This window comes from Paraburkholderia sp. MM5496-R1 (assembly GCF_050436205.1).
GTDB lineage: Bacteria > Pseudomonadota > Gammaproteobacteria > Burkholderiales > Burkholderiaceae > Paraburkholderia > Paraburkholderia tuberum.
Genome location: NZ_JBNDLT010000002.1, coordinates 900,228 through 917,516 on the forward strand (window position 1 = coordinate 900,228; position 17,289 = coordinate 917,516).

Annotated in this window: 26 protein-coding genes and 1 tRNA gene; 19 read left to right on the plus strand and 8 right to left on the minus strand. The window is 61.7% G+C overall.

The window, feature by feature from the left end; genetic code table 11:
- Positions 1–234, minus strand: coding sequence for a helix-turn-helix domain-containing protein (locus tag OKW38_RS11025; protein ID WP_429361441.1), 234 nt, complete (start codon positions 232–234; stop codon positions 1–3).
- A gap of 57 nt (positions 235–291) precedes the next feature.
- Here OKW38_RS11025 and OKW38_RS11030 point away from each other — a divergent pair, with 57 nt between their 5' ends.
- Together OKW38_RS11030 and OKW38_RS11035 are read left to right on the plus strand one after the other, a co-directional pair.
- Positions 292–801 carry a helix-turn-helix domain-containing protein gene (locus tag OKW38_RS11030; protein ID WP_429361442.1) on the plus strand — a complete coding sequence of 170 codons (510 nt, stop codon included), beginning with the start codon at positions 292–294 and terminating at the stop codon, positions 799–801.
- 87 nt (positions 802–888) lie between these two features.
- A complete protein-coding gene (locus tag OKW38_RS11035) occupies positions 889–1,146 on the plus strand; it encodes a hypothetical protein (protein WP_429361444.1) in 258 nt (85 codons plus the stop codon).
- A 545-nt stretch (positions 1,147–1,691) separates the two neighbouring features.
- On the opposite strand, the gene OKW38_RS11040 is transcribed toward OKW38_RS11035, so the two are convergent.
- Positions 1,692–2,525 carry a LysR family transcriptional regulator gene (locus OKW38_RS11040; protein ID WP_429361446.1) on the minus strand — a complete coding sequence of 278 codons (834 nt, stop codon included), beginning with the start codon at positions 2,523–2,525 and terminating at the stop codon, positions 1,692–1,694.
- A gap of 327 nt (positions 2,526–2,852) precedes the next feature.
- On the opposite strand from OKW38_RS11040, the gene OKW38_RS11045 reads away from it, so the two are divergent.
- From OKW38_RS11045 to OKW38_RS11120, 16 genes are all read left to right on the plus strand, one after another.
- A complete protein-coding gene (locus OKW38_RS11045; protein WP_429361448.1) occupies positions 2,853–3,161 on the plus strand; it encodes a hypothetical protein in 309 nt (102 codons plus the stop codon).
- Positions 3,162–3,234: 73 nt separating this feature from the next.
- Positions 3,235–3,648: a hypothetical protein gene (locus tag OKW38_RS11050; RefSeq protein WP_429361450.1), complete on the plus strand. Its 414-nt coding sequence runs from the start codon at positions 3,235–3,237 to the stop codon at positions 3,646–3,648.
- Positions 3,649–3,653: 5 nt separating this feature from the next.
- Positions 3,654–3,788 (plus strand): hypothetical protein, encoded by a 135-nt coding sequence (locus tag OKW38_RS11055; RefSeq protein WP_429363821.1) that lies wholly within the window; start codon positions 3,654–3,656, stop codon positions 3,786–3,788.
- Entirely contained in the window at positions 3,785–3,952 is a 168-nt protein-coding gene (locus OKW38_RS11060) for a hypothetical protein (protein WP_429361451.1), read from the plus strand. Before OKW38_RS11055 ends, OKW38_RS11060 begins: the two co-directional genes overlap by 4 nt.
- Positions 3,949–4,206 (plus strand): hypothetical protein, encoded by a 258-nt coding sequence (locus OKW38_RS11065; protein WP_429361453.1) that lies wholly within the window; start codon positions 3,949–3,951, stop codon positions 4,204–4,206. The genes OKW38_RS11060 and OKW38_RS11065 overlap by 4 nt, the downstream gene beginning before the upstream one ends.
- A complete protein-coding gene (locus OKW38_RS11070; RefSeq protein WP_429361455.1) occupies positions 4,203–5,126 on the plus strand; it encodes a YqaJ viral recombinase family protein in 924 nt (307 codons plus the stop codon). Before OKW38_RS11065 ends, OKW38_RS11070 begins: the two co-directional genes overlap by 4 nt.
- A complete protein-coding gene (locus tag OKW38_RS11075) occupies positions 5,123–6,289 on the plus strand; it encodes a RecT family recombinase (protein WP_429361457.1) in 1,167 nt (388 codons plus the stop codon). Before OKW38_RS11070 ends, OKW38_RS11075 begins: the two co-directional genes overlap by 4 nt.
- A 1-nt stretch (position 6,290) precedes the next feature.
- A complete protein-coding gene (locus OKW38_RS11080; RefSeq protein ID WP_429361459.1) occupies positions 6,291–6,479 on the plus strand; it encodes a hypothetical protein in 189 nt (62 codons plus the stop codon).
- A 110-nt stretch (positions 6,480–6,589) separates the two neighbouring features.
- A complete protein-coding gene (locus tag OKW38_RS11085) occupies positions 6,590–7,327 on the plus strand; it encodes a hypothetical protein (protein WP_429361461.1) in 738 nt (245 codons plus the stop codon).
- A 68-nt stretch (positions 7,328–7,395) separates the two neighbouring features.
- Positions 7,396–7,920: a hypothetical protein gene (locus tag OKW38_RS11090; RefSeq protein ID WP_429361462.1), complete on the plus strand. Its 525-nt coding sequence runs from the start codon at positions 7,396–7,398 to the stop codon at positions 7,918–7,920.
- Positions 7,921–7,944: 24 nt separating this feature from the next.
- Positions 7,945–8,172 (plus strand): DUF4224 domain-containing protein, encoded by a 228-nt coding sequence (locus tag OKW38_RS11095; protein WP_429361463.1) that lies wholly within the window; start codon positions 7,945–7,947, stop codon positions 8,170–8,172.
- Positions 8,141–9,361, plus strand: a complete 1,221-nt coding sequence (locus OKW38_RS11100; RefSeq protein WP_429361465.1) for a hypothetical protein — start codon at positions 8,141–8,143, stop codon at positions 9,359–9,361. The genes OKW38_RS11095 and OKW38_RS11100 overlap by 32 nt, the downstream gene beginning before the upstream one ends.
- A 489-nt stretch (positions 9,362–9,850) precedes the next feature.
- The gene (locus OKW38_RS11105) at positions 9,851–10,258 is read left to right on the plus strand and encodes a hypothetical protein (RefSeq protein WP_429361466.1); all 408 of its coding nucleotides are present in this window, start codon (positions 9,851–9,853) and stop codon (positions 10,256–10,258) included.
- Positions 10,259–10,261: 3 nt separating this feature from the next.
- On the plus strand, positions 10,262–11,179 hold the full coding sequence (locus OKW38_RS11110; RefSeq protein ID WP_429361468.1) for a hypothetical protein: 918 nt from the start codon (positions 10,262–10,264) through the stop codon (positions 11,177–11,179).
- Positions 11,180–11,587: 408 nt separating this feature from the next.
- Positions 11,588–11,660, plus strand: a tRNA-His gene (locus tag OKW38_RS11115).
- A 351-nt stretch (positions 11,661–12,011) separates the two neighbouring features.
- A complete protein-coding gene (locus tag OKW38_RS11120; protein WP_429361469.1) occupies positions 12,012–12,281 on the plus strand; it encodes a hypothetical protein in 270 nt (89 codons plus the stop codon).
- 224 nt (positions 12,282–12,505) lie between these two features.
- Here OKW38_RS11120 and OKW38_RS11125 read toward each other — a convergent pair whose 3' ends face one another.
- The gene (locus OKW38_RS11125; RefSeq protein WP_429336332.1) at positions 12,506–12,748 is read right to left on the minus strand and encodes a DUF6566 family protein; all 243 of its coding nucleotides are present in this window, start codon (positions 12,746–12,748) and stop codon (positions 12,506–12,508) included.
- A 147-nt stretch (positions 12,749–12,895) separates the two neighbouring features.
- Positions 12,896–13,093, minus strand: coding sequence for a hypothetical protein (locus OKW38_RS11130; protein WP_013089281.1), 198 nt, complete (start codon positions 13,091–13,093; stop codon positions 12,896–12,898).
- 239 nt (positions 13,094–13,332) lie between these two features.
- Here OKW38_RS11130 and OKW38_RS11135 point away from each other — a divergent pair, with 239 nt between their 5' ends.
- Entirely contained in the window at positions 13,333–13,593 is a 261-nt protein-coding gene (locus OKW38_RS11135; protein WP_090804375.1) for a hypothetical protein, read from the plus strand.
- Positions 13,594–13,628: 35 nt separating this feature from the next.
- Here OKW38_RS11135 and OKW38_RS11140 read toward each other — a convergent pair whose 3' ends face one another.
- From OKW38_RS11140 to ssuD, 4 genes are all read right to left on the minus strand, one after another.
- On the minus strand, positions 13,629–13,844 hold the full coding sequence (locus OKW38_RS11140; RefSeq protein ID WP_008922916.1) for a TOBE domain-containing protein: 216 nt from the start codon (positions 13,842–13,844) through the stop codon (positions 13,629–13,631).
- 57 nt (positions 13,845–13,901) lie between these two features.
- A complete protein-coding gene (locus tag OKW38_RS11145) occupies positions 13,902–14,921 on the minus strand; it encodes an ATP-binding cassette domain-containing protein (RefSeq protein WP_429361470.1) in 1,020 nt (339 codons plus the stop codon).
- Positions 14,918–15,766, minus strand: coding sequence for an aliphatic sulfonate ABC transporter permease SsuC (gene ssuC / locus OKW38_RS11150; RefSeq protein ID WP_429361472.1), 849 nt, complete (start codon positions 15,764–15,766; stop codon positions 14,918–14,920). The genes OKW38_RS11145 and ssuC overlap by 4 nt, the downstream gene beginning before the upstream one ends.
- Positions 15,767–15,840: 74 nt before the next feature.
- Positions 15,841–17,001, minus strand: a complete 1,161-nt coding sequence (gene ssuD, locus OKW38_RS11155) for an FMNH2-dependent alkanesulfonate monooxygenase (protein ID WP_429361473.1) — start codon at positions 16,999–17,001, stop codon at positions 15,841–15,843.
- Positions 17,002–17,289: the final 288 nt, after the last annotated feature.

Genomic DNA, 17,289 nt, shown 5'->3' on the forward strand with positions numbered 1-17,289 from the left:
TCACGCGACCTCCGAAGCGGCGGTCGAGACTGGCGGCGAGCCGGGCCTGCCCTGCGTCGCGATCTCAGCGTGCAACGCCACGATCGCAGTCAGAGTGGCCCCTTTACAGTCAGGTTGCCCCTTGAGGATGCGATTGACGGTCGGCTGGGAGACGCGCAGGCGCGTTGCCAGCGCCTTCTGCGACATCTTCGTCGCCGCGCGTATCTGCGAGAGGAGTTCGGTGGCTGTATTCATGCCACGAAATATATACGCGCTTGTATTGACAGTCAATCATTCGCGTATCGACCTTTGATGACCACCTATACGCCGATGTATATTTTTCAAATGAACATAGGTGATCTTCTCGACCAGGCAATGAAACGGCGAGGCATACGCTCGCAAGGCGCATTGTCGCGTCTATCCGGCGTGCCGCAGCCGACCATCAATCGAACGCTAAAAAACGTATCGGTGCCGGAGTTCTCAACGCTCAAGAAACTGGCTGACGCCTTGGACGTTGACGTGCGTTCGCTTATGGACGGCGACATTTCGGGATCGACGTCAGTGGCCAGAGTTAGCCCAGAAGCTGAACAGGCCGCGATGGTCGGCAAGTATGTCAGGCGCCTGACGTCACTGTTTGCGGGTCGAACAGAAGATGAAATAACGCGGGTCGTGCGCGCGATCGAAATACTGATGCCGGCACAAGAAGCGAAGGCTGACGAGCCGGCACGCCATTCTCGCAAGATCTCGCTTAACGATGACGAAACGGCTGCTGAGGCCTCGTTCTCTCGTCGACCACGTCGAAAGTCAGGAACACATGAATAGACACGCTATTTTCAACCGAAGCGCCCATTTGGGCGCTTTTTTTTTGCCATCTCAAAAATGGAGATCTCAATAATGCGATCAATAGATTTGAAAAAACTCACCATCGCAACTCTGCTCGCCATCGCTGCGACCAGCGCCGCCCACGCCGACACGTACGTCAACGGCTACACCCGCCGCGACGGCACATACGTGCAGGGATATAACCGTACCGAGCCAAATTACACGCGCAACGACAACTACTCAACGCGCGGAAACTACAACCCGTACACAGGACAGGAAGGCCACAAGCCGCGCGACGAAGATTATGGATATCGCGGCAATGGGTACAGCCGATACGGGTACTGAAGGCAATTGAATTCGAAGGAAACGGATTCCAGCCTGACGTTGCAGCGTCAGGCTGGCTCCGGTACTTCGCCGCAGGGTTGCGCATCCCTGCGGGCGGCAGCCAAGCTCATTGCTCCGAAGTCGAAGGCGCTGCAACGCGGACGATTTCCTTGCCTTGAGCGTAACTGCCACAAGAGCCCCATCAATGCACCGATGGCGGTACGCGTACTGCCAGCGACAACGTGGAGATCCCATGTTCAAGCTGACGGTAAAGCTGAAACGGAAAGGCACAGTGGTGAAGTTCTCATTCACCCTGCGCCTGCCCTTCTTCGGCTAGCAGTAGCCCGGCCCCACTCGTGGGCCGGGCCTAAACAGCATAGCGGCAGTAACGGAAGTTTACAACCGCGCCTATCTAGATAAGCAACTCGACTGTATGCATCACCCGCTTTGTATCGGGATCGGACGAACTCATGCTGTCGCGAATCGTGTCGATCAGACTTCCAATAAAGCAGTTCGCCGCGGGACTCATGGGAGCGTCGGTTCGCGACAGGATGCCGGTTATGACGTCATCTAGATCCTCGCGTATCGGGACCGCGCGAAGGTCGTCCCGAACTGCGCGGGGCCTCTATCAGTGGCCAAGGGAAAGCGCCAACCATGTCAGTCTTGGACAACAGTGCGAGTGAAAAGGTGAGCGAATGTCCTAGATGGATCGTGGAGGGCATGGGCAGACTGTTACGAGCAAACATCCTGAAGAGTACAAGGCCTTCAGACTCCATATCCGATGCCACAAGCCAGGCGAGATCAAGCAGTTCCGCGAGTGAACGACTCTCGGCGCGCGGATGCCCCCGCCTAACCACGATCGCCAAACCCGAAGATACAAGGGGCCTGAAGTCGAGGTCCATATTCTCTTCGCTGGGAACCTCTCTGCCGATTGCCAGTTCGATGCTGCCGTCACGCAATCCCGGATATATGATCGCCGGCAGCCCTTCGAAGAACTCGAGCCGGACGTCTGGCATTGTTTTCCGAAAGCGCCCCACTACCTCTGGAAGAAAGGTCACGGTTACCCACGGCACCACGGCAACCGAAAGCGTTCTCCGTGATTCGCCTTCCGTCGCATTGAATGCCCGCTCCGCACGGGACGCCTCCGCAACGATATGCCGTGCATACCGCAGCAACGTCCGGCCCCGGTCACTTAGCGCTATGCCGCTCGACGTCCCGTGTACCAGATGTGCATCAAGATACGCCTCCAGTTGATGAAGGTTCGCGGCGACCGTCGACTTGGAGACATCAAGCCTGTGAGCCCCGCCCCGAATGCTACCGGCATCTGCGACAGCGATAAGTACACGCAGATGATGCAATCGCACATTGCCCAGCTTGTCAACGATAGCTAGCCCGGACATTTTCCCCCTCCAATTTTCATGCCTAGTTACAAAAGAATCGTCAATTTGTGAACTGATTTCAACACGCAAACCCGGAGAAGCCCGCCAAGCTTGGCTTTGCGGGATGGCCAGGAAACCTGGACGCGTCCAGGTTTCCTGGCCTTATGTGCGACCGCGGAAACCGGTACCGTGCTGGCAGTTCATCTGAAGAGAAATTTAGCTTGAGCGCAAAGCGCTAAGGCCGAAGCTGCGGGTTGCCGACATGCCGACTGGAGCAGAAAGCGGAAAACAGCCGACGTTATTCGACGCAACGAAAGAAGCGTTCGGCCCGGTTGCGGGTGCGCGGCTGTGAACGTCATTTCGTTCGCGCGGTATCTGGAACGACGTCGACAGTCCGGCGGCGGCGTTACTCAGCAGTTGCCTTCGCAGCCTGATTCCCTCTCCGATTTGTCCGCTGTTCCGCCCTTTATCGCAAGCCAACCGCAGCAGTCTCAATCTGACCGCCCATGCCCAGGCAGCTTCTTTCTTTGGGACGATGGTCTCGGCAATCGCGAGGTCGAATTCAACGGGCGGTGGGATGCCGACGAATCAGACCTCGACTACGTACTGCTGCAGCTTCTATTGAAATTGCGCAAAGGGGGATTACGTCGCGAATAATTCATTCGCGTATTGACACGATCAATACGCGTTCGTATTATTCCTCCATCGCACCCGACCGATGGAGGAAACGATGCTCCCCTTTCCACCCCCTGCGCCGCTGGCGCGCGTCACCGGACTCGGTGACTACCTGACCGACGTCGAACTCGAAGACTCGACGCGCGAGACACAGGACATGCTCGCGCGCGCCGAGCTCGTGAACCGGATCGCACAGGAAAAGTTCGACGCGAAGATCGCGAACCTGCAACCGATCGACGTGATTGCGGCCATGCAATCGTTCGACATGCTCGACGGTGAGGTTGTGTGTGGCGCTTTCCTCGAAAGTGGCTCCGCGTTGCGCACGCTCATCGCGGGCCGCTTCTTCGAGCTGCTGGCGCGCGAGTGTTTCGAGCAGGCCGAAAAGGCCGTCCAGATGATCGAGCGCGACGACGTGCACGAGGATCTGAAGCAGTCGCATCGCACCTTCGTTATCGCGGGGGTGCAGTAATGTCTGTGCTCGCCAAAGACCTGCTTGTACTGCTCGCGCTGCCGAAGTCGGACAGCGGCCCGCGCGGCGCGCACGGCGCGCTGACCCAACACCTCCTTCGCGAAATCGCGAGCACCCTGATTGCGCGAGGTGCCGCATGAGCGCCCGCCTCCTCGGCCGCGCTCCCGGCGATAACGCCCTGCTGGGCGCTTGTCCGCACGCGCGGCGCCGCGTGCGGGCCGTCGCCACGATGTTCGCCTATGGCGCCATCGCCGGCGCATTCCTCTGGCTCGTCGTCGCGCTGCGCGCCGGTGGTGGCGCATGAGACTCGCCCTCTTTTTCGCCGCGTGGTTTCTGCTTGGCGTCGCGTTTTGCGTCTGGCATCACCGCGCGATCGGGCGCCACCGTCGCGCGCCACTTGCGCGTGCGCGATCGCGGCTCGATGTCGGCCGGCTCGCCGACCGTCACCCCTGGCTCGTCTGGCTCACGGCTGCCGTCATCACCGCCGCGTGGCTCGCGCACAACGCCAGCGCTCAGGACTCCGAATCCCCCACTCGTCACTCTGAAGGTACCGCATGAACGCTAGAGAACAATGGCTCGAGGACCGGAAAGCCGGCGTCGGCGGCAGCGACGCCGCCGCTGCTCTCGGCTTGAGCCGCTACAAGACCGCCTACCAGTTGTGGGCCGAAAAGACCGGCCGGCTCGAACCGGAAAAGCTCGATGACCTCGAGCGCATCCGGTTCGGAAACCTGATGGAGGAAATCATTGCGCGGGAATACGCCCGCCGCAACGACGTGAAAGTCCAGCGTCGGAATTCCATCATCACCCACCCGAAATACCCATTCATGCGTGCGAACGTCGACCGAGTAATCGTCGGCGCGCGCCGCGGACTCGAATGCAAGAACGTCGACGGCATGGCGTTCCGCTTTGGCGAGTGGGGCGAACCTGGTACCGACCAGGTGCCCGACGAGTATCTGCTGCAGTGCCATCACTACATGACCGTGCTCGACTATCCCGAGTGGCACCTTGCCGCATGCGTCGGCGGCAACAGCCTGCGCACCTACATCATCGAGCGCGACGCCGAAACCGAGGAAATGCTGATCGAGCAGGAGCACGCGTTCTGGCAGTTCGTGGAGCGCGACGAGGCGCCATCGCTCGACTACGACCACGCCACGACCGAGGCCGTGCTGAAACGCATGTACGCGGGCACCGACGGCGACGAGATCGCTCTGCCGTCCAGAATCGCCGACTGGCACGCGGTAAAGCTGGACGCCGACGACCACATCAAACGATACGAGGCCGTCAGCGACGCCGCGAAGAACCACATCCTCGAAGCGCTCGGCAACGCCGCCGCCGGCCTCCTGCCAGACGGCGGCAAGTACACCCGCAAGCTCATCAAGAAAAAGGAATTCACCGTCGAGGCCAGCTCCTACATCAGGCTCGGTTACACGAAGCCCAAGGGCGCGAAGGATGCCGACGAAACCAAGGAAGCAGCATGAACAGCAACGTGATGCAATTTGGCGCCGATACGGCCGCGCCCGGCGCACCCAACCTCGGCAATACCTCTCTCGACATGGTGCTCGACGTCGCCACCATCCAGGCGATCAACATGATCGCGGAGACGATGGCCGGCGGCAAAGTAGCGATCCCGGTCCACCTGCGCGGCAATAAAGCCGACTGCTTCGCCGTTGCGATGCAAGCGTTTCAGTGGCGAATGAATCCGTTCGCGGTCGCGCAGAAAACGCATATCAGCCAGGGCGGCCAACTCGGCTACGAGGCGCAGCTCGTGAATGCGGTTGTCTCCAACCTTGCGCCCATCACGGGGCGCCCCGACTATGAGTTCCTGGGCGACTGGAACAAGGTTCTCGGGAAGGTCGAGGAACGCAAGTCGGATAAGGGCGGCAAGTACTACGTCGCGACGTACACAAAGGCCGACGAGGAAGGGCTCGGCGTGATCGTGCGCGCGACGCTGCGCGGCGAGTCCGAGCCGCGCGAAGTGACGGTGATGATGTCACAAGCCTATCCGCGATTCTCTACGCAATGGGCGACCGATCCGCAGCAGCAAATCTGCTATCTCGCGATCCGGAAGTGGGCGCGCCGCTTCACGCCCGACGTCCTGCTTGGCGTCTATACCCCCGACGAACTGAGCGCCGAACGCTCCGAGACGATCGACATGGGCCGCGCCGACGAAGTGCGCAAGACCAACGAGCAGACACCAAGCAAAACCGATTCACTGCGCTCGCGCATGTCGAACAAGCGCACGGGCGCCACTGCGGCCGACATACCGAACGCCGACGCCATGATCCGCGCAATCGAGAACGCGACCACCGGGCACGAGTTGAAGGTCGCGATCTCCCGAATCGACGAACTGGCGAGCGACGTCGACCGTGAGCGCGTGCGGGCCGCGTATCAGGAAAAGATCCGTACCGAAAAGGAGCGCTCGCAGCAAGGAACAGCCGCGCGCGCGGAGCCGCCGCAGCAGACGGACATCGGTGCGCCGCAGCTTGCTCCGTACGAAACCATGCTGTCTCGCATTCAGCAGTGCAACGACGTCGAAGTGCTTGCCGTCCTGGCCGACGAAGCGCGCGCCTATCCGGAAACGGAGCGCATCAAGCTCGACCAGGCATATCAGGACCGCCGCGAGATCTTGCTCGGAGCCTGACATGCGCCACGTCTCTACAACCGAAATGATTCAGCGACTGTCCGGCCTGCTCGGCACGAATGACCTGACCGAATGGGAACAGGGATTCGTGCGCCAGCTCGATGCGATCCGAAGCGCCGGCCGTGTCACGAGCTTGACCGACAAGCAGGTCGAACGGCTCGACGAGCTGCACGCGAAGCATTTCGCCTAACCCCGCGGCGCGCCGGTATGCCGCAGAGACTTTCAAGCCTCGAAAGCCGGCACACGTCCCTCGGAATTTACGTGCGGCTTGCACAGCGCCCGACTTTTTGGACCCAGCAGATGAACCATACGACCGAAGCGGAACAACTATCGCTTGAAGGTACCGCGGCCGCCGAGCCTGAGTCAAAAGAACCACCGCACATGATCGCGAGGGTGAATGCGATGGCGATAAAGATCGCGTTTCCGTTTATCGCCCGGCAGGACATTCGTTATTACCTGAATGGCGTAAACATCCGGCCGCTCGACGACGACACGGCAATGATTGTTGCAACTGACGGGCACCGCTACGTCGTCGTCCACGATCAACACGGCTACGCCGAGCGGGAAATCATCGTCTCTGTGAGCAAGGACGGCCTCAAGTCGGCGAACGCGAAAAGTACATTCGACGTGATGTCGAACGGTGCTGCATGCATCAACGACGAACACGGCATGCCGCAGTTTCTACAGCCCGGAAATTCCCTTGTCGAGGGTGAGTTCCCGCGCATCGAGAATGTCGCGTCGGCAATTGGCTACGTCGAAGGAATCTCGGGCGCTATCAATCCGGCTTACCTGAAGGATGCCCTCGCGATCGGCCAGCAGTTCGGCAGCATCCGCTTCTTCACGAAGGATCAGGACAGCGCTCTCGTATTCGTTGTCGGCGGCCTGGGCGATCTCGAAGTGTTCGGCGGAATCATGAAGGTACGCGACACCTTCGAACAGTTGCCCACGTGGTTTCCGAAACCCGTTCCGTTCGAGCTCGCCGAAACCCATAGCGCCCCACGGGCTACCAAGCGCAAAACGCGATCGAGCAAGCAATAGTCAGCACGCTCAGACAAGTCGCGATCGTCAGCATACAGAGGACTACCAAATTGAATCCATACAAAAAATTGCGCGTACCGCGCAATCGGCTCGAGCGTCGCGCCGCACAACGCATACAGGCGAAAGCGCTGGCGCGCGCCGGTAAAAGCCAGGCACAGGCAGCAGCAGCCGTATCGCGGCTTCATGCCGACGGCTATGCCCTTATGTGGTACGCGTGTGATTGCGGCCACCGCGAGCGCATGTGGAACAGCCGCGACGGTGCTACACCGTACGTGGTGCCCTGCCCTTCGTGCGGTAGCTCGTCGCTGACGCATGTGGACTGGCACGATGACCAGACCCACTCCACCTACACGCCGCACGACGGTCAACGCGTGTTCGTGGACATGGCGCGCGAGCAAGCGGAACAGATCGTCGAGCGCGCGTTCGTTCGGCTCGGTTTGAACCGCGACCATCCGAAATTTGCATCGTCCGTCGACGAGTTGCTGGGGCACACAACTGGTGAGTCGCCGCTTGTCGCGATCGCCGGCGATGTCGCCTACTACGCGCCGCGACGGGAGCCTGAAAAGCAACGTAGCAGCAGAGAGACTGATTGAAACCACGCGCAATTGGGGTGAGATATGAGTGACTATCTTTCGGCGCACGAGCTGGCTGACCTCGTCGGCTGCAAGCCGAACCAGCGCGCCGCGATGGCTCACTGGCTCGCCGATAATCGTTGGCGATTTGTCGTCGACAAGAACGGCCTGCCGAAGGTCGCTCGCGAGTACCGCGACCGCAAACTGGGTCTAACTACAGAAACCAAGTCACAGAAATACGATGCCGGTCCGAACCTCGAAGCCTTTGCGTGAAAAGCACGTTACCACCAATGAATCGACCGGCATCGACCGGCTCTATAAGCGGAATGGCGTCCGGAAAATCTCGTTCTGGTACAAGTATCCCGACGGCCGTAGCGAGACGTTCTCGACTGCGCCGCGTGGCAATCGGGTCGCGCTCGCCACCGCCGAGCGCAATGCGATGCGCAAGGCGCTCGACGTCCAAGCTGGCCAGATCGTCGCCGGCTCCGTTGCCCACATGATCGAGCGGTTTCGTGACGAGGTTGCGCCGACGCACTTTCGCGATCAGTCAAAAGATGGTCTCGCCGTCCGACGCGGCGCATACGAGCGCCTCATCAAGTTCTTCGGCCGGATGGCGCCGATGGCTCTCGAAACGTTCCACGGCTATCAGTTTCTCGACGCGCGAGCGAACGCGGGCGCACCGATCGGCGCCAATAAAGACATGGCTCTGATGCAGACGATCTGCAACTACGCCGTGCGCTGGGGCGTCATAAAGCACAACCCGTTTGTCGGGATGATGCTGAACACCGCCGACCCGGACGTGCGCACGATCGAGCGACATCAGGTGCTCTCATTCTACGTGTGGGCGCTGCGTCAGAAGCAGTCGTACCGCACGATGGGACTCGCCGCCATGTTCTGCTACCTCACCGGCTTTCGCGCGGCAGAGATCCGCCCGTTTCACATGTCCGGCCTGACCGATGACGGTGTACGCGTCGTGGGTGCAAAGCGGAAGAAAGGCGAGGCCGAAGTGCACAAGCTGCGGCAGTGGTCGTGGCGGCTGCGCGCCGTCACCGAGCGGGCGAAGCGCGATCGAGCGGTCGACAGCCTATTTCTCTTTCCGACGCGGAGCGGCCAGCCATATTCGAAAAGCGGTTGGAATGCTGTCTGGCAGGATGCCATGTACGCCTACATCGGCTCGTTCGACAAGAACATCGCGCTTGAGGCCGAGGCGAAGCGCATGCATGAGGCTGCGCAGCGCATCGCGAGCCGAATCAATGCTTCCATCCGCGGCGGCGTCATGGAGCTGCAGATCACCAAGCATCCGGAGTACTTCGCACTCTCGGACGTTCGACCGACTGCAATTAGCGCAAAGCTCGAGCAGCACGACGCGGATGCGTACGACTTCGCCGCCCACGCGAGTCCAGGCACGACACACCGCCACTACGACCGACGTCGCGTCAAGGTCGCAAAGGCCACAGAGTAAGTACATCGCGAGGAGCTGGCTGCCTACTTTTTTCCCCGCAACCCGTCTCGATCAACCGCTGCATCGACCCGTGTCCGCGACCTACGCGATCTTCGACAGCAGCGATCAAACGGTCGGCCGCGTCAAGTCACGAAAATCTAACGCATCCGAGCAAGCGCGCGTGGACTAGCCGGATTTGCGTCGCATACTCCTCGCGACTTCCGGCATGGGAAACGGCTCAGTTCGGCCAAGAAGCGTCGTTCGGCTGCGCTTCCACTCGGGACACTTGGGCGTCGGCTACTCTCCAAGAGAAGCCGTTTAACTAAGGGATGAATCTTCGATGGCGGAATGTTGTAACCCCGATTGAATGCTTCCAGAATGTGCCCGCAGAACAAAGGGTATCCTTCGGGAAACGACTTAACGGCACGACCTCGCCGATGCGTTCACTCTTGCCAGCGCCTGATCTCTGATACGAACCTAGCAGGTCGACCCTTCACCGGAGACCGAAAGATGGACGCGAGGCATTTAAAGGAGGTCGCAGATGCCGTGGCGCCACCAGCATTCGGTTTCGCGGCCAACTTGCTGCTTCGCGGGAAGGAAGCGTTCCGGACAAGCGGAGCCGATTGGTTGCTGGTCCTATGGGTCTTCGATTTAAGTGCAGCCTTAACAGTTGATCAATTCTTGAAGCTCATCCCGAGTCAAACCTTCCGAACATTAGCAGACAATCTATTTATTATTCTCATGGTTGTCACGATTCTGATCTGGTTGGCGGTAGCGATTTACATTGAGCCGCAGGTTCGCACCGACGCTCTGCACTGGAGGCAAAGAGCGGTAAAATTGGGACTCTCTATTTTGGCATATGTGCTAGCGATGGCTTTTACAGCATTAAACATCTACATATTCATCTACGGAGGATGAACGATGTTCTTCGTCGCTGGAACATTCGTGCTCTTTCTTGCAGTTTGCTCTGTTATCGCTACGCTCGGGTGTGCAATTGTGTTTCGAGATGAGCTAGCGGAGGCAATTGCGTCACGAAAGAAGCGGCTGGCAGAATCGCCCTCGCGCCACGAACACCTTGCGCCGAGTCATGGAAGCGGCGCCAAAGCTGGTGCATTCGCCGATCCCGCGCTTCGGGCCGATGCCCGCGACGAAGAACGCGATGGTGGCCGGAATGGCTTGCGTGCGCTGCACAGAGCGGTCGCAGACTACGAGGCAGCCCTCCATAGCCTTACGCGAGAGGCTACGCCTTCCGAATGGGCTTCGATTCGGGTCAAGCTGGCGAATGCTATGCCATCGGTAGCTGAGCGCACCGGTCGGAACACAGACTTGAACGCGCTGCGCGAAGCAGTCGAAGTCTACAACGCCGCCCTGCGACTCGGCCGCGAGCTCATGCCTGCCGCTTGGGCCGAAATACAGAACAATCGCGCGCTGGCATTGAAAAGCTTGGGCGACCGCTTGGGTGGCGACGATAGCCTTCAGGCGCTGCGCGAAGCAGTTGAAGGCTACAACGCCGCGCTGGGACTCGGCCGCGAGCTCACGCCTGCCGCCCGGGCCGAAATACGGAACAATCGCGCGCTGGCATTGAAAAGCTTGGGCGACCGCTTGGGTGGCGACGATAGCCTTCAGGCGCTGAGCGAAGCAGTTGAAGGCTACAACGCCGCGCTGGGACTCGGCCGCGAGCTCACGCCTGCCGCCCGGGCCGAAATACGGAACAATCGCGCGATTGTGCTGCAGACTCTCGTCAAGCGCCTAGAGGGAAATGAGGGCCGTCGGACTGTGCGCGATCGCATAGCATTCTCTTGGTCGCCCCTAGACCCGAGGCCCGATCAGAGGTTGTAGCTTCTCGGGTGAAGACCTGGATGGCAGCCTTGTGGTCGGCCGCTATCTCGTACAGCGCGTGCAACAATCGGACGGCGGTTCGTGATTGTCATCGCTAGTGCGGTAGTGCATCCCCGATGCTGACCGTCAGATGACCGAATGTGGCAACGGGGACATAAGCGACCGCTGTCCCGCGACAGCGGTCCTTTGCTAACTTTATCCCCATGTGGCCGCTGAGGGTCGATCTTAGCCTGTGCACGTCGTTGCAATTCACAACGAGCGGGCCACCCACCGACACCACTGCACACACAGTCCCAGAAGCGCAATGCACGGTCCGAATTTTCGGAACGACTCACCGCGAACCCGCATGCCACCGTGCGTAAAAGGGCGCGTCTGTTCCGAATTTAGTTTGTGAGATCCTTGTCTGACGCGGCTGCGAGGCATTTTGACGGCTGGATTGTGATTCCTGTCGTCGTGGGTTCGAGTCCCATCAGCCACCCCACAGAATTCAAGCAAACGGCGTTGTGAGCAATCACAACGCCGTTTTTGTTTTGCTGACGGCCTTCTGCGTTTTCCATGATTTCTGTGCGGTTTTCCGCACTGCAATCACCCCTTCCCGCCTTCTCCCGCCTCTCAAAAACCGCTTGGCCAATAGGGCCGGTTCACCGGTCCGCCTTGCGGCGCGTACGTCTGAACGATTGTTTCTTCGTCGGGAATAGTAATTTCAGATTATCGGCACAAATTTTCAATAGTAGGGGTATACACTGGCTTCCATCGACGTTGCAGACACCTGGTTCACTGGCTCCTGCAACATCTTCCTGAAATGCAGACGAAACGTTATCGGAGTCCTACCATGAAGACCAAGTTTATCGCCGCCCTGCTGGTTGCCGCTTCTGCCTCTATCGCCGCTCCCGCTTTCGCCAGCGGCTATGGTCCGGCACCGTACTACCGTCCGTCGGTTGGCGCGCCGGCTTCGCAACAAGGCCAGAACGCGCAGACCGTCGCTGCTGAACGCGCCAACGCGCAATCGAATGCATACGGCGGCGCGAATAGCGTGTCGACGCAATCGGGCACGCGCAGCGAACCCACGTCGGGTCCGCAATCGGTGTTCTTCGGCCACTAAGCCGCCAGCAGTACCGTCAGATCCGCTGCCTCTGAAGGCAGCGATCAAACTGGGCGCCGCGCATGCAGTATCGATGCCGGCGCCTAGTTGCATTTATGGCAGCCGTGGTATCCGGTACGTTGCCCGGGTAGCGTTCGGTTTGCAACCGTTGTCTCGTGCGCCTGCCGCTTCCTTGCCTCATCCGAACACGACGTCCCCTTCCGTCGCGACGCGGCTATCCGCGTCTAACTCGCCAGCCCCGCATCGATCAATTCGCGCGACGCGCGAAAAGTCGCCTCGGCGGCCGCATGCTCGGTGGACCACAAGCTATCGATATGCACGAGCTGCCAGTCGACCACCGTCGAATCGTCGCGCAGCACCCGGAAATGCGCCTTGACGCCGGTCAGTATCTGTTCCACCGCCACCTCGACGTCGTAGTCGCCATAGCGCGCCTGATAGTCGCCCATGTCGACGCCCTTCGGCTCCATGCTCGTCTCCGTGGTTTCGCTGATCGCCGGTAGCCGGACACGCGCGTCCAGCTGGCGTCGCGCTGGCCAATCACCTGCTCGCGGCTCACCCGCGACGCGCCGCCTCGCTCTACACACCGGCCGTGCGGCCGGCCGCCGATCAGCGGATCAGTTGCAATCGCCGGAAAGATACTGCCGGCCGTTGCAGTTGATTTCGACCCCACCGCTGCCCGCTTCGGCAACCAGGTCGCATGCCAGCAACTCCGCCGCAACGGACTGCGCGACTTCGGGCGCCGTCTGTCCGACGCCGACGTCGTTCAGACGCCGCAACGCTTCGACCGCTTCAGGACTCAAGGACTTCGACATGGCCGTCTCCGTCGGAATGCTCAATTCATCGTAGCAAGTTTCATCGGCGGATGCAGGTGTGCGCCTGACGAGGCCGCTCCCCGGAGCGTCGAGCCTGGCAATTGGCGTCTGAAACCGGCGTGACCGTTAGGAGCACGCCTCAACGCGCCAGCAGCGGCCCCGGAACGCGGTCTGCTACTAGCTACTCGTGCACACAGCCGCGTGTCTGCAGACGGCACGCGACATCGAAGGAGAACGACATGAAGCGAGGCAATTGGGCCACGTTGACGGCCACCGCCGCCGCGCTCGCGGCGCTCTTCGCGAGCGGCGCGAGCGCCGTCGCGCAGACGGCGCCCAGCGCGCCGCCGGACAGCCATGCGCCGATGGCCAAACCGCCCGAGGCCGCCTCGGGCGCCGGCAGTTCGAGCAACCCGGACAACATGCCGATCAAGCGGCCGGCGAAGCCAACCAACGACCACATGTCGCACGAGCCGCCCGCAAGCGGCGCAAACGCGAAATAGCCGCTGCGCACGCCGCTCGCATTGGCGGAGCGTCATCAAAGCCGCGCGATCGACACCTCGGTCGACTTCACGAGCGCGACCACCTCCGAGCCGACTTTCAGTTCGAGTTCGTCGACCGAGCGCGTCGTGATCACCGACGTGACGATACCGAACGGCGTCTCTACGTCAACCTCGGACACCACCGAGCCGCGGATGATTTCCTTGACCTTGCCTTTGAACTGATTGCGCACGTTGATGGCGGAAATGCTCATTTCAGATCACTCCATAGAAGCAGTTGGTAACAGATCGGATCGATTTGCCAGGAAAACTCAGACGGCCCAGCGCACTTCGGTCGGCCGCGTGAGACGGCAGGGTTCGGGCAAGCCATACGGGTCATAGGGCTGATACGCGCGATGCGCCAGCGTGTCGTTGTTCGGCGCGTTGTTCAGCACGCGTTGCAGCACGTGGTCTTCGAGTGCGGCGAAGCCCGCCGACGCCCGCGCGCGCGGACGTGCGAGCGCGACCGGCTGATCGAGCGCGATGCGGCCTTCCTCGATCAGCAGAATCCGCTCGCCGAGCGCGACGGCTTCGTGCACGTCATGCGTGACGAGCAGCGCGGTGAAGCGATGCTCGCGCCACAGCCTTTCGATCAGCGCGTGCATTTCGATGCGCGTCAACGCATCGAGCGCGCCGAGCGGCTCGTCGAGCAGCAGCAATTGCGGACGATGCACGAGCGCCCGCGCGAGCGCGACGCGCTGCCGCTGACCGCCCGATAGTTGCGCGGGCCAGTCGTTCGCGCGTTCGAGCAAGCCGACTTCGGCGAGCACCGCGCGCGCATCGTCGCGCGCGCCGCGGCCGAGGCCGAGCATCACGTTTTGCAGCACGCTTTTCCACGGCAGCAGACGCGCATCCTGAAACATGATGCGGGTGTCGAGCGGACCGCCGTTCCCGGCGCGCTTTTCGAGCACGCCCGAGCTGGCTTCCTCGAGACCCGCGACGAGCCGCAGCAAGGTCGACTTGCCGCAACCGCTGCGGCCGACGATCGCGACGAAGCTGCCCCGCTCGATCGACAGATCGAAGCCCGACAGCACCTCGCGCTCGCCATAGCGCTTGCCGACGCCGCGCAATTGCACCGCGTAGTCGCTCGCCGGGCGCGCGTCGCTGCGGGCCATCGCGGGAGCGGCTTGCAAGCCGGCTTGCGAGCCGTGATGAGTCCCGGCCGCCCCGTCCCGCTCGACCTCCGCAGCCTCGTTCGCGTCGTGATCCGCGAGCCGCGGCTGCGCGAGTTCGGTCTCGAGATCGCTGCCCGCGATACCGCCGAACGCCGTCGATAGCGTCGTTGCGCTCATGCTTTTGCTCCTCGCTGATAGGCCGGATGCCATCGCAGCGACACGCGCTCGAGGCTCTTCGCGAGCATGTCCACGAGTTTGCCGAGCGCCGCGTACAGCAGAATGCCGACCACCACCACATCGGTTTGCAGGAATTCGCGCGCGTTCATCGTCATGTAGCCGATGCCCGATTGCGCGGAAATGGTCTCGGCGACGATCAGCGTGACCCACATCAGACCGAACGCGAAACGCACGCCGACCAGGATCGACGGCAGCGCACCCGGCAGAATCACGTGGCGGTACAGCGCGAAACCTTTGACGCCATAGCTGCGCGCCATCTCGGTCAGGTTCGCGTCGACCGAACGGATGCCGTGAAACGTGTTCACATAGACCGGGAAGAACACGCCGAGCGCGACGAGGAACACCTTCGCTTGTTCCTCGATGCCGAACCACAGGATCACGAGCGGAATCATCGCGAGCGCGGGAATGTTGCGGATCATCTGTACGGTCGAATCGAGCACGATTTCCGCGGGTTTGAAGAGACCCGTCGCCAGTCCGAGCACGAAACCGATGCCGCCGCCGATCGCGAAGCCCGACACCGCGCGCCAGGTGCTGACCTTCACGTCGGCCCACATTTCGCCGGACTGGATCAGCGACCATGCGGCCTTCACGACCGCGAGCGGCTCGGGCAGCACGCGCGTCGACAGCGCGCCGCTGCGCGCGGCGATTTCCCACGCGAGCAGGATCGCGATCGGCGCGAGCCACGGCAGCAGGTGCGCGCCGAAACGGCGCAGCGCGGCAGCGCGCGCCGTGGACGCGGGCTGCGGGGTTACCGCCGTTCCCGCGCTCAAAGTGGTGTCACTCATGTTGGCTTTTCTCCTTGCCTGTCGATCGTCGTGCGCGTGTCGCGCAAGCCGGGCGACCCATGCTATGCGCGCGCTCAACTCGCGCTCGCCGCCTTCGGCAGATAGCTGGTGCCGACGATTTCGCCGAACGGCCCCGACAACGGCCCGTTCGCAACCTTGCTGAAGCGTTGCGGCAGCAGCGGAAACACGAGTTCGGCGAAGCGGTAGGATTCCTCGAGATGCGGATAGCCCGACAGGATGAACGTCTCGATGCCGAGCGCCGCGTACTCCTTCATACGCGCGGCCACCTGCTCCGGACTGCCGACCAGCGCGGTGCCCGCGCCGCCGCGTACGAGCCCCACGCCCGCCCACAGGTTCGGATAGATCTCGAGCTGCTCGCGCCCGCCGCGCCTGCCGCCGTGCAGCGCGGCCATACGGCGCTGCCCTTCCGAATCCATCTTCGCGAACGACGCCTGCGCACGCGCGACCGTGTCGTCGTCGAGCTTGCTGATCAGCTTGTCGGCCGCGGCCCACGCTTCCTCCTCGGTCTCGCGCACGATCACGTGCAGACGGATGCCGAAGCGGATTCGCCGGCCGCGCGCCGCGGCGCGTGCGCGAATGTCGGCGATCTTCTTCGCGACCGCTTCGGGCGGCTCGCCCCACGTCAGATAGGTGTCGATGTGCTCGGCCGCGATATCGTGCGCGGCCGCCGACGAGCCGCCGAACCACAGCGGCGGATGCGGGTTTTGCACCGGCGGATATAGCGCCTTGCCGCCCTTCGACCGCAAATGCTTGCCGTCGAAATCGATCGCTTCGTTGCTGTGCGACGCGGCGAGCAGCTTGCGCCAGATATGCAGGAATTCGTCGGTGATTTCGTAGCGCGTGTCGTGATCGACGAACACGCCGTCGCCGGCCAGTTCGGCCGCGTCGCCGCCCGTCACCACGTTGATCAACAGACGCCCGTTCGACAGCCGGTCGAACGTCGCCGCCATACGCGCGGCGAGTCCCGGCGACGACAGCCCCGGGCGAATCGCGACGAGGAACTTCAGCCGCTGCGTCGCGGCAATCAGGCTCGACGCGACGACCCAGGCTTCCTCGCACGAACGGCCGGTCGGCAGCAGCACGCCCTCGTAGCCGAGCGTGTCGGCGGCGACGGCGATCTGCCGGAAGTAGTCGTAGTCGGCTGCGCGTGCACCTTGGGACGTACCGAGATAGCGGCTGTCGCCGTGAGTCGGAATGAACCAGAACACATTCATGTTGTTACTCCTGCCTGTTCCTGACGTAATGAAAACGGTGAGCGCGAGCGCCGGCCGCGCGCATCGAGCCGGCAACCGGCAAAGCGCTGCGACGCGTTGAAGGATTGAGAAACGGACGATGGACTCAGGCCATCGGCAACTGCGTCAAATCGATGAAGGCTATGCGCCGGGCGGACGACACCGCGAACACGACCGCGCGTGAGCCCTGCGACAACGGAGATTCGGTGTGAGGCTCGACATTGCGACGGCTTTCCTCGACCAACGTGCGCGTGATGCGCTCGATTTATC

What these genes read in the sequence shown, in the direction of transcription:
- OKW38_RS11080 (WP_429361459.1), top strand. Translation starts at nt 6,291, where the DNA reads ATGCGCCACGTCTCTACAACCGAAATGATTCAGCGACTGTCCGGCCTG.
- OKW38_RS11085 (WP_429361461.1), top strand. Translation starts at nt 6,590, where the DNA reads ATGAACCATACGACCGAAGCGGAACAACTATCGCTTGAAGGTACCGCG.
- OKW38_RS11135 (WP_090804375.1), top strand. Translation starts at nt 13,333, where the DNA reads ATGAAGCGAGGCAATTGGGCCACGTTGACGGCCACCGCCGCCGCGCTC.
- OKW38_RS11075 (WP_429361457.1), top strand. Translation starts at nt 5,123, where the DNA reads ATGAACAGCAACGTGATGCAATTTGGCGCCGATACGGCCGCGCCCGGC.
- OKW38_RS11140 (WP_008922916.1), bottom strand. Translation starts at nt 13,844, where the DNA reads ATGAGCATTTCCGCCATCAACGTGCGCAATCAGTTCAAAGGCAAGGTC.
- OKW38_RS11120 (WP_429361469.1), top strand. Translation starts at nt 12,012, where the DNA reads ATGAAGACCAAGTTTATCGCCGCCCTGCTGGTTGCCGCTTCTGCCTCT.
- OKW38_RS11065 (WP_429361453.1), top strand. Translation starts at nt 3,949, where the DNA reads ATGAGACTCGCCCTCTTTTTCGCCGCGTGGTTTCTGCTTGGCGTCGCG.
- ssuC (WP_429361472.1), bottom strand. Translation starts at nt 15,766, where the DNA reads ATGAGTGACACCACTTTGAGCGCGGGAACGGCGGTAACCCCGCAGCCC.
- OKW38_RS11130 (WP_013089281.1), bottom strand. Translation starts at nt 13,093, where the DNA reads ATGTCGAAGTCCTTGAGTCCTGAAGCGGTCGAAGCGTTGCGGCGTCTG.
- OKW38_RS11060 (WP_429361451.1), top strand. Translation starts at nt 3,785, where the DNA reads ATGAGCGCCCGCCTCCTCGGCCGCGCTCCCGGCGATAACGCCCTGCTG.
- OKW38_RS11030 (WP_429361442.1), top strand. Translation starts at nt 292, where the DNA reads ATGACCACCTATACGCCGATGTATATTTTTCAAATGAACATAGGTGAT.
- OKW38_RS11040 (WP_429361446.1), bottom strand. Translation starts at nt 2,525, where the DNA reads ATGTCCGGGCTAGCTATCGTTGACAAGCTGGGCAATGTGCGATTGCAT.
- OKW38_RS11070 (WP_429361455.1), top strand. Translation starts at nt 4,203, where the DNA reads ATGAACGCTAGAGAACAATGGCTCGAGGACCGGAAAGCCGGCGTCGGC.
- OKW38_RS11095 (WP_429361463.1), top strand. Translation starts at nt 7,945, where the DNA reads ATGAGTGACTATCTTTCGGCGCACGAGCTGGCTGACCTCGTCGGCTGC.
- OKW38_RS11025 (WP_429361441.1), bottom strand. Translation starts at nt 234, where the DNA reads ATGAATACAGCCACCGAACTCCTCTCGCAGATACGCGCGGCGACGAAG.
- OKW38_RS11145 (WP_429361470.1), bottom strand. Translation starts at nt 14,921, where the DNA reads ATGAGCGCAACGACGCTATCGACGGCGTTCGGCGGTATCGCGGGCAGC.
- OKW38_RS11105 (WP_429361466.1), top strand. Translation starts at nt 9,851, where the DNA reads ATGGACGCGAGGCATTTAAAGGAGGTCGCAGATGCCGTGGCGCCACCA.
- ssuD (WP_429361473.1), bottom strand. Translation starts at nt 17,001, where the DNA reads ATGAATGTGTTCTGGTTCATTCCGACTCACGGCGACAGCCGCTATCTC.
- OKW38_RS11100 (WP_429361465.1), top strand. Translation starts at nt 8,141, where the DNA reads ATGCCGGTCCGAACCTCGAAGCCTTTGCGTGAAAAGCACGTTACCACC.
- OKW38_RS11050 (WP_429361450.1), top strand. Translation starts at nt 3,235, where the DNA reads ATGCTCCCCTTTCCACCCCCTGCGCCGCTGGCGCGCGTCACCGGACTC.
- OKW38_RS11110 (WP_429361468.1), top strand. Translation starts at nt 10,262, where the DNA reads ATGTTCTTCGTCGCTGGAACATTCGTGCTCTTTCTTGCAGTTTGCTCT.
- OKW38_RS11125 (WP_429336332.1), bottom strand. Translation starts at nt 12,748, where the DNA reads ATGGAGCCGAAGGGCGTCGACATGGGCGACTATCAGGCGCGCTATGGC.